The organism is Microcystis sp. M49636_WE2 (assembly GCF_030065375.1).
GTDB lineage: Bacteria > Cyanobacteriota > Cyanobacteriia > Cyanobacteriales > Microcystaceae > Microcystis > Microcystis aeruginosa_C.
In genome coordinates this window covers 1-3,755 of the sequence record NZ_JASJFG010000680.1, presented here as the reverse complement: position 1 = coordinate 3,755, position 3,755 = coordinate 1, and the positions used below count along the sequence as shown (strand labels likewise).

Here is a 3,755-nt window from a genome sequence, read left to right as displayed (position 1 = left end):
GTTGCGAATGCGATCGAGGGTAATATTTCCCGATGCTTCTATTTTGGTTTTACTATTAAAATTGCGGATCATCTCCACAGCAGTTTGCATCATCTCTAAATCCATATTATCTAACATAATGATCTCTACCTGCTGCTGCAGAGCTTGATTCACTTCTTCTAATTGACTGGTTTCTACCTCAATTGTGAGAGGATAGGGCATATTTTGCCGTACACGACGCACTGCTTCCTCAATGCTGCCGGCTGCTTGAATATGATTATCTTTAATCATAATTGCATCATCTAACCCCAAACGATGGTTAATAGCGCCACCGATACCGGAGGCATATTTTTCTAAAATTCGCAATCCGGGGGTAGTTTTGCGAGTATCGACCAATCTTGTCGATAAATCGGCAATTTTCTCCACATACTGACGAGTGGCACTAGCAATCCCACTCAAGCGCATAGCAAGATTTAAAGCGACTCTTTCCCCAATTAACAGCGCATCGAGGGAACCTTCTATCTCGGCAATAACTTTAGACTTGGGGCAGAATTCTCCTTCGGCAACGGTGGGGGTAAAGTGAATAGTGGGGTTAAGCAGTTGAAAAACTCGTTCAGCTACGGGTAAACCAGCAATAACACCCGCTTCCTTGGCAATCCAAGTAGCTTGACCAATTTTAGCATGACCGAAGAAAATTGCTTGGGTGGTGCGATCGCCTCTACCGAGATCTTCTCGTAACCAGTTTTCTAACAAGGGATCAAGGACTAATAGGGGCGGTAACATAGAATTTATCGAAAAAATCGGGACGTATTTATTTTAAGTCTAGGAATATTTGACCTTTTTGTAAACTTTTTTTAATCGAAACTTATCCCTTCATAGATTAACTCGATCGCACAGTGAAAATCGAGACTAGATAGAATAATTTCTTCCCCTTGACTATAAGCGCAGTAAAACCAAATTTTATCTTCACCGCGACGATAAACCTCAACAGTGATCGATTCAGGATCGACTAAAACGTATTCTTGTAAACTAGGAATCTGACGATAATATTGTAACTTTTTAGTGCGATCATAGTTTCCTGTGCTAGGGGAAAGCACTTCAATAATTACTTGTGGATGTTGAATAAAATTACGAGATTGTCTATCCCTAAAATCGCAACTAATCACTAAATCGGGATAAAAATAACGACTATTATTAGCTTGTACTTTCACATCAGATACATTCACCCGACAGCCTCGCGGACGGAGATGAATTCTTAAAGCAGTATAAAAATTCAAGGTAATATCATTATGAGGCAGACTACCCCCAGTCATGGCGATAATTTCCCCATCAATATATTCATGGCGACATTCCTGTGTAGCTTCCCATTCTAGATACTCTTCCGGGGTCATTCTTTCTGGGTATTGAGGTTGAGCGATCATTTTTCTTTTTCCTTGTCAACTAACTAAATTAATATCCCATTTCCTTTTTATCTTATACCATTTTCTCGCCCGAAGATTGAAGAATAGTCATAATTAAGCGGTGACTGATTACCCTAATGATAAGATGGAGAGAGAAAGCATTATTATCGCAGGTAGCTAAGATGACAAAAACAATTGCCGATATCATGACTCCCAATCCCATCACCGTCACCGCTAACACTTCTCTGTCGGAAGCAGTGAAGATTTTGGCCGAAAAGCGGTTTAGTGGTTTACCCGTGGTGGATGACAAGATGCGACTGATTGGGGTTATCTCCGAAACTGACCTTATGTGGCAGGAAACGGGAGTAGAAGCTCCTCCTTACATTATGCTCCTCGATAGCGTCATCTATCTACAAAATCCTAGCCGTCACGAGAAATTACTCCATAAAGCTCTCGGTCAAACCGTGGGGGAGGTAATGACCGATAAACCTATTAGTATCACGGCCGATCGCCCTTTGAAAGAAGCGGCCTCGTTAATGTACGATCGTCATGTGCGTCGTTTACCGGTAATTGAGGAAGAAACCCACAAAGTAATCGGTATTATCACTCGCGGCGATATCATTCGCGATATGGCAAAATCGGAAGCATAATTGTTTTTCTAAGGCAACAATTAACTAAAAGATATTGAACAAATGAATCAATCTCAGGAAACGGTTACTTATTCCCTAGAAACTATCTTGATGCGGATTGAGGGAAAATCGATTCGTTACAAAAAGATGTGACGGATTTAAAGGTAGGACAAGGGGTGTTAACGGGAAAAGTTGAGGGAATAGAAAATCGACTAAACTCATTAGAAGGAAACCAAAAATATCAGGTTTGGGCATTAATTGTCCTCTTATCTGGGGTAATTGTGAAAACTTTTTTTCTGAGCAGTAATCCCTAAATTCTTGCTTCCCTTGCAATTTCTCGGCTCTTCTAGGTTCTGTGTGATAAGTTTAACTTACTATATGATAGATCGATCTTTGTGTCCTTTGTGTCTTTGTGGTTCGTTCCACCCCCTTGCTAGGAGCAATGTATCTTAGAATACATTTTACCCACCAAATCCAAGAGAGCCATTTCTCTAACAACTATCAGGATGAAGCGCCGTCAATTTCTCACTACTACTGCCCTAACTGCTGTTAGTTTTTCCCTAATTCCTAGAAAAGTTATTAGTAATAATTTTCCTCTAATTAAACCGCCACATCTACAACCAGGGGACGGAGTGGGTATTATTAGTCCGGCGGGGGCAACTTTTAAAGAAGATGATTTAAATATAGTTATCGAAGCAGTTAAAGCTTTAAAATTAGTCCCAAAAGTTGGTCAATACGCTTTAGATCGTTATGGTTATTTAGCCGGTAAAGATGGCGAGCGAGCGTCGGATATAAATCAATTTTTTGCTGATGATAATATTGCCCTAATTTTACCAATTCGCGGCGGTTGGGGCAGCGCTCGTTTATTACCTTATCTCGACTACGATTTAATTCGTCGTCATCCTAAAATCATCTGTGGTTTTAGTGATATAACTTCTTTATTATTGGCTATTTATGCCAAAACTGGTTTAGTTACTTTCCATGCTCCCAATGGCTTTTCTAGTTGGCGCACCGCTCAAACTGAAAGCTTTCGACAAGTTTTATTTTCTGGGGAAAAGTTAACTTTTAGAAATCTTCCCGATCCCGACGATGCTAATCGTTTAATGCAGGTAAAAAATCGCATTCAAACTATTACTAAAGGTCAAGCCAAAGGTAAATTAATCGGCGGTAATTTAACCACTTTAGCCTCGATCGCGGGTTCTCCCTATCTACCGGATTTTACCGGAGCTATCCTATTTTTAGAAGATATTGGTGAAGATGTTTATGAAATTGATCGCCTGTTAAATCAATTAAAATTAGCGGGAATTTTCAATAATTTAGCTGGGTTTATCTTCGGTCAATGTAGCAATTGTAGTGCTGATAGTGACTATGGTTCCTTGACGTTAGAAGAAGTGATCAGAGAATATATCCAACCCTTAAAAATTCCCGCTTGTTTAGGATTAACTATCGGACATTTAGAAATTATTGAAACTATTCCCATCGGTATTGAGGTAGAATTTGATGCTAATCAGGGAACGATTACTATGTTAGAATCGGCGGTTAGTAAACCCTAAAATAGCTGACTGTTGCTATTCCCTTTTTTAACTGATAAAGGAATATTTAGGGCTTGCTGAATAAATCTAAAAACCTTGTTGGATAAGGCTTTTAGACTTTTTTGACCTCAAAAAGTGCCGACCATTGGAGGGATCGGGGGTAAAATTCAGGTACTTTTTCCCTGAAAATTAGGTAACTGACTACCTCAAAATCG

General features: G+C 39.7%; 4 protein-coding genes and 1 pseudogene. 3 read left to right on the top strand and 2 right to left on the bottom strand.

Annotated features, from left to right (window positions below; all coding sequences use genetic code 11):
- Together nadC and PX484_RS15670 are read right to left on the bottom strand one after the other, a co-directional pair.
- Nucleotides 1-762: carboxylating nicotinate-nucleotide diphosphorylase (nadC, locus tag PX484_RS15675; RefSeq protein ID WP_288104633.1), on the bottom strand; the 762-nt coding region annotated here is incomplete at its 3' end.
- A gap of 71 nt (nt 763-833) precedes the next feature.
- Nucleotides 834-1,400, bottom strand: a complete 567-nt coding sequence (locus PX484_RS15670) for a Uma2 family endonuclease (protein WP_287767298.1) — start codon at nt 1,398-1,400, stop codon at nt 834-836.
- Between the two features lie 161 nt (nt 1,401-1,561).
- On the opposite strand from PX484_RS15670, the gene PX484_RS15665 reads away from it, so the two are divergent.
- The 3 genes and pseudogenes from PX484_RS15665 to PX484_RS15655 all read left to right on the top strand — a co-directional run bounded on the left by PX484_RS15665 (nt 1,562) and on the right by PX484_RS15655 (nt 3,561).
- A complete protein-coding gene (locus tag PX484_RS15665) occupies nt 1,562-2,029 on the top strand; it encodes a CBS domain-containing protein (RefSeq protein WP_043997632.1) in 468 nt (155 codons plus the stop codon).
- Nucleotides 2,030-2,071: 42 nt separating this feature from the next.
- A pseudogene (locus tag PX484_RS15660) lies at nt 2,072-2,322 on the top strand (polyhydroxyalkanoate biosynthesis repressor PhaR).
- A 192-nt stretch (nt 2,323-2,514) separates the two neighbouring features.
- Nucleotides 2,515-3,561: a S66 peptidase family protein gene (locus tag PX484_RS15655; protein ID WP_287767299.1), complete on the top strand. Its 1,047-nt coding sequence runs from the start codon at nt 2,515-2,517 to the stop codon at nt 3,559-3,561.
- The last annotated feature ends 194 nt before the right edge of the window (nt 3,562-3,755 follow it).

Coding starts and splice junctions, on each gene's coding strand:
- PX484_RS15655 (WP_287767299.1), top strand. CDS start 2,515: ATGAAGCGCCGTCAATTTCTCACTACTACTGCCCTAACTGCTGTTAGT.
- PX484_RS15665 (WP_043997632.1), top strand. CDS start 1,562: ATGACAAAAACAATTGCCGATATCATGACTCCCAATCCCATCACCGTC.
- PX484_RS15670 (WP_287767298.1), bottom strand. CDS start 1,400: ATGATCGCTCAACCTCAATACCCAGAAAGAATGACCCCGGAAGAGTAT.